Raw genomic sequence first — 4753 nt, forward strand, 5'->3', positions numbered from 1 at the left:
GTATAAAAAGTTCAAATATAAAATATACACATGTTAATATTTGATTAAATAAATTAATTAATAAACTAATTAATACCAAAAAATTAAAAAAAGATTAAATATATTAAGCATATATGAATATTCATCAACATATTTGAATGATTATAGGATTAAATGAAAAAATGAATAAAAAATAAAAATAATGATTAGAAAAATTACCAATCCTTCAATTCTTTATATGTCATGTTAACATCAAGAGGTGTTAAACTTGGCCTTTTTTCACAAATCAATGCATATCCGTCGCTTCCGACCTCATATTCTTTCACCAAATCGGACATAATCATGATTAAATGTTCACTTTCATGGTTTTCATCAAGAGAATAGTTGAAAATTTCCGATTTTTCCTCATCACTGTTGTCAATGACATGCTTGTCAAGCATCCTGTGGGAAAGGTGTGTTATCATAATATCTTCACACTCGTAGTTTGAAGGCACATTTAAATTGAACAGGTCAACTCCTTCGGGAAATCCATCGTTTTTAATCTTCAGGACAATGTCATGGAGCACCTTTTTGGCGAGTGTGAAATCATAGTCCACATACCATTCTCCGTTTTCATCCTGCTTGAAAGAGGTTTTCGGATCCATGAAAAGTGAAGCTGCAATAGCCGGAATACCTAAACTTACCGCTTCAAAGGCGGCGCATACTGTACCTGATGAGGTTATATCGCAGCTTATGTTTACCCCCTGATTGATGCCTGTTATGACCAAATCAGGCTTTTCGTCCATCACATAATCCGCACCGACAATGACTGCATCTGCAGGACTTCCGGAAACAGAATATGCCTTGCTTCCGTCTTCAAGTTCGCACTGCTTAAGCTCAAGATGCTTGAATAATGTTAAACGGCGCCCCACACTGCTGTTGTTTTCATCCGGCGCCACAACAACAACGTTGGCAATGTCTTCAACAGCCTGTTTTGCGGCCAATATTCCCGGTGCAAAAACTCCATCATCATTAGATATTAAAATGTTCATAATCCTCAACCTGAAAGTGTTATTTATAATTAATTTAATCAATTAAGTATTTAAAAAATTCTTTTTCAGTAAAATCCAGATGTATGTAAGCACAGATGATGTGATGACCGCAAGCATTGTAGGTCCCAAAACAATCGAATTCATGTTGACCGTGAGCTGATATATTCCAAACCCTGCAAGCCATGAGAATATGTTCCAGCACCATGTCCATTTTTCGTTTTCCGCATCACCCAAATAAAATGATACAAGCAGCACCGCAGCCATCGGGGCGAACACTGATGTTATGAGATAAAGGAAATCAATATAGTGGTCCATGATTCCTGAAATTGCAAGGGCTGCGCTCAGTATGCTTACAATAACGCCGGTAACCTTAGGGTCCAGGCTGTTGAAGATTGCCTTTGCGGATTCGCCTGCAGAATTTGTTGCCAGAAAGTTTGTTGTTACCGTTGATAAGACCAGTATAATCACTCCAGGAATTCCAAGGCCTGCAATAAGAATTGCCTGTGACACGTCAACTGTTCCCATTCCGACTATCTCGACACCGATGAAATACATCCAAAGGCTTGCTACAGTATATGCTACAGAAGATATTGCAGTTGCCTCAACAGGCTTTTCGGCATCCTTAGTATAGTCTGAAATGACCGGCAGCCATGAAACAGGCATTGCAATTGATATTTCAAATATGTTCCAGAATCCCAAAGCGGCTGAAGCCACTGATGTTGGAGCTGTCTGAATTCCAAAAAGCCTTACTGTCAAAACGACAAGCAAAACTGTCAGGATTGCCATTACGATGCTTGTGATTTTTGATGACCTTTGAAGTCCTACATACACCCAAACGGCGACAAGCGCAGCAAGAATTACTGAAATGACCGGAAATGATATTCCCAGATTCAATCCCAAAAGAGCCTGCGTACCCTGAGCGTTTAAAACCGCTACCCACGCTATCAGCTGCATCACGTTCAAAGCGGCGAAAAACTTGGATCCGTAATTTCCGAATGTGGATTTTATTGTCTCCATTGCATTCAGCCGTAGCCGTGCCCCTATAAGACCCACTAAAAAAAGCAATATTCCTCCTATTACATGACCAAGTATCAGCGGGAGCCATATTGAGTCTGTAGGTGCCTGGGAGCCAAGCTGTATTCCGGCAATTATCTCTGAAACTGAGATGGCAACTCCAAACCAGATTACTGCATTTGTAAAAAGACCAGTTCGATTTTGCATAATTGTCCTAAGTTAGATGGTTTTAAGTAAATCAAACAGGTATGGAATTGCCTGTTCGAACTTAACACCATATGTATGGGTTTCATCACCTATTGTCTTTTCAATGGATATTTTTGTAAATTCTCCTGCAATCTTGCATGCTGCGGCCGGAGACTTACCGCTCATGACTGATCCTACAAATGATGATGCAAAAACGTCCCCTGTTCCGTGGGACATATAATCAACCCTCTCATTGTAAACCATTTCGCAGGTTGAATTTTGCTTATCAAAAACAACCATTCCCAACTCGTTTTCCCTATGGGTATCTCCCTTAAGGATAACATATCTTTTGGTGAAATCGGTGAGTTCTTCTGCCATTTCAAGCATTTCCTCATGGGTGAACTCTTCCTTCCATGGCCTGTGCAGTATGTAACATGCCTCAGTGGTGTTTGGAAGAATGAAATCTCCCAGTTTGCATAATTCACCCATTGCATCTGCAAAATCCTGGTCAAATCCGTTGTAGAATTCACCGTTGTCCGCCATTGCAGGGTCCACAAAAACCAGTCCGTCCTCTTTCAGCCTGGAATCAATAATATCCTTTATATAGTCAAGCTGCCTTGAGGATGCAATGAATCCTGTGTAGATTGCATCGAAATATATTCCTTCACTTTCCCAATGCTTTCTGATGGCAGGAAGGTCTTCTGTCAAATCCCTGACAGTATAATCCGTAAAGCCTGATGTGTGGGTTGAGAGAACCGCTGAAGGAAGAACGGCAGTTTCAATTCCAAAAGCGGATACCACAGGAAGTGCCACAGTAATGGAACATTGCCCGTAACATGATATGTCCTGAATTGTTAAAATTTTGGTTGACTCTTTCATTTTTTGACCTAAATATTAATTAATTTGTTTAATATGTTATATGATAAACTATTTAAAGATTTTTGGCACATTTCTGTACATGTACAAAATAATACAGTGAATTGTCGCTTAATTTATGCATTTAGCATATTTTAACTATGAAAAAATTCCACACCCTAATCTATTGAATTAAAAAACTATTTTATTGTTGAAGAACATAAATAAACCTATTATATTATTTGATTGGGGAATGTTATGAATATTGGGAGATTGATTGGTAACACACCAATGATAAAAATTAACTATGAATTTGAAGGAAAAGAAGGCAGCATCTACTCCAAGCTTGAATACTACAACTATTCAGGAAGCATAAAGGATAGAATTGCATTATACATCATTCAAAAAGAAAGAGAAAACGGCAACCTTAAGGACGGCCAGGCCATTGTAGAAGTTACAAGCGGAAACACAGGCATTTCATTCAGTGCAATCGGGGCACTCTTCGGCCATGACGTGCACATTTTCATGCCGGATTGGGTTTCACTGGAGAGAAGAAACCTTATTGAAATGTACGGCGCCCATGTGCACCTTGTGTCCAAGGAAGAAGGAGGATTTAAAAAGGCCCTGGAACTTGCAGAGGAATTTGCAAAAGAAAATGATGCTTTCAGACCGCTCCAATTTGATAATCCTTTAAACGTAGAAGCCCAATATACAACAACAGGTCAAGAAATCATCGATGCACTGCCTGAAGTAAATGCATTCGTTTCAGGCATCGGTACCGGCGGAACATTAATAGGTATAGGTAAAAGAATCAAGGAAAACAATCCTGATTCCAAGCTATTTGCTCTTGAGCCTTCAACATTGTCAATACTTAAAATGGGAATGGAAGAGGGAAGCCACCTTATTGAAGGAATCGGTGATGATTTCATTCCGGGCATCGTAGAGCAGGACCTGATAGACGATATAGTTCTGATTGATGACTGCGATGCAATAAACATGTCAAAAAGAATTGCAAAAGAGTTCGGTTTGGGGATTGGAATATCAAGCGGCGCCAACTTTTTGGCTGGTGTCCTTATGGACAGTGATGATTTAACCGTTGCAACAGTCTTTGCTGACGACAACAAAAAATACATCACAACAAAACTGTCAGAAGAAATAGACGACAACCCTAAACTAAAATCAAATAAAATCAAACTTCTAGGCTTTGAAGTAATATAATTAGGTTTTAAAAACCTAATATCTCTTTTTTTAAATCATTTTTCTAATGCCGTCAAGATTATCTTCAATGAATCCTTTGTATTTGGGATTTGCAAGAATCCTGTATTGTTTTTTCCCGCTTCGGCGATATGCTTCCGCCATGATTGACTGAAGCTCATCGACATCACTGCACAGGATTATGTCAAGCTTGCTTTTTTGATCATCAGTCAGATTTCCAAGGTAAGATCGAATTGCGCCCTCGAATTTCAAAACAAGATTAGTGTTCTTTCTGGCTATCCTTTCAAGAACAAATGACGGTGCCAATGTAAATAGCTTTTCATACTCTCTGTCATCTTCATATGTAATTTTTTCCTGACTCATTGAAATCACAATATAAATTTTAAACTTAATGATATTTAAAATAGTTCATCTATATGTCAGTAACCCAAAATGCAAATTTATTTCAATCTTTTTAAAAATTAAAAAATATA

5 protein-coding genes are annotated in these 4753 nt (G+C 38.4%); 1 reads left to right on the forward strand and 4 read right to left on the reverse strand.

What is annotated here, in order from left to right; genetic code table 11:
• Positions 1-194: 194 nt before the first annotated feature.
• From surE to ACKI30_RS09050, 3 genes are read right to left on the reverse strand one after another with little or no spacing between them, the layout of a single operon-like run.
• Entirely contained in the window at positions 195-1010 is an 816-nt protein-coding gene (surE, locus tag ACKI30_RS09040; RefSeq protein WP_407411785.1) for a 5'/3'-nucleotidase SurE, read from the reverse strand.
• Between the two features lie 42 nt (positions 1011-1052).
• Positions 1053-2231, reverse strand: coding sequence for a cytosine permease (locus ACKI30_RS09045; protein WP_407411787.1), 1179 nt, complete (start codon positions 2229-2231; stop codon positions 1053-1055).
• A 12-nt stretch (positions 2232-2243) separates the two neighbouring features.
• The gene (locus ACKI30_RS09050; RefSeq protein WP_407411789.1) at positions 2244-3089 is read right to left on the reverse strand and encodes a pyridoxamine kinase; all 846 of its coding nucleotides are present in this window, start codon (positions 3087-3089) and stop codon (positions 2244-2246) included.
• Between the two features lie 234 nt (positions 3090-3323).
• Between ACKI30_RS09050 and ACKI30_RS09055 the strand changes: the two genes are divergently transcribed.
• On the forward strand, positions 3324-4283 hold the full coding sequence (locus ACKI30_RS09055; protein WP_407411791.1) for a PLP-dependent cysteine synthase family protein: 960 nt from the start codon (positions 3324-3326) through the stop codon (positions 4281-4283).
• A gap of 30 nt (positions 4284-4313) precedes the next feature.
• Here ACKI30_RS09055 and ACKI30_RS09060 read toward each other — a convergent pair whose 3' ends face one another.
• The gene (locus tag ACKI30_RS09060) at positions 4314-4643 is read right to left on the reverse strand and encodes a hypothetical protein (protein WP_407411793.1); all 330 of its coding nucleotides are present in this window, start codon (positions 4641-4643) and stop codon (positions 4314-4316) included.
• Between the last annotated feature and the right edge of the window lie 110 nt (positions 4644-4753).

Source organism: Methanobrevibacter sp., assembly GCF_045539575.1.
Taxonomy (GTDB): Archaea; Methanobacteriota; Methanobacteria; order Methanobacteriales; family Methanobacteriaceae; genus Methanocatella.

Coding starts and splice junctions, on each gene's coding strand:
- ACKI30_RS09050 (WP_407411789.1), bottom strand. CDS start 3,089: ATGAAAGAGTCAACCAAAATTTTAACAATTCAGGACATATCATGTTAC.
- ACKI30_RS09060 (WP_407411793.1), bottom strand. CDS start 4,643: ATGAGTCAGGAAAAAATTACATATGAAGATGACAGAGAGTATGAAAAG.
- ACKI30_RS09045 (WP_407411787.1), bottom strand. CDS start 2,231: ATGCAAAATCGAACTGGTCTTTTTACAAATGCAGTAATCTGGTTTGGA.
- ACKI30_RS09055 (WP_407411791.1), top strand. CDS start 3,324: ATGAATATTGGGAGATTGATTGGTAACACACCAATGATAAAAATTAAC.
- surE (WP_407411785.1), bottom strand. CDS start 1,010: ATGAACATTTTAATATCTAATGATGATGGAGTTTTTGCACCGGGAATA.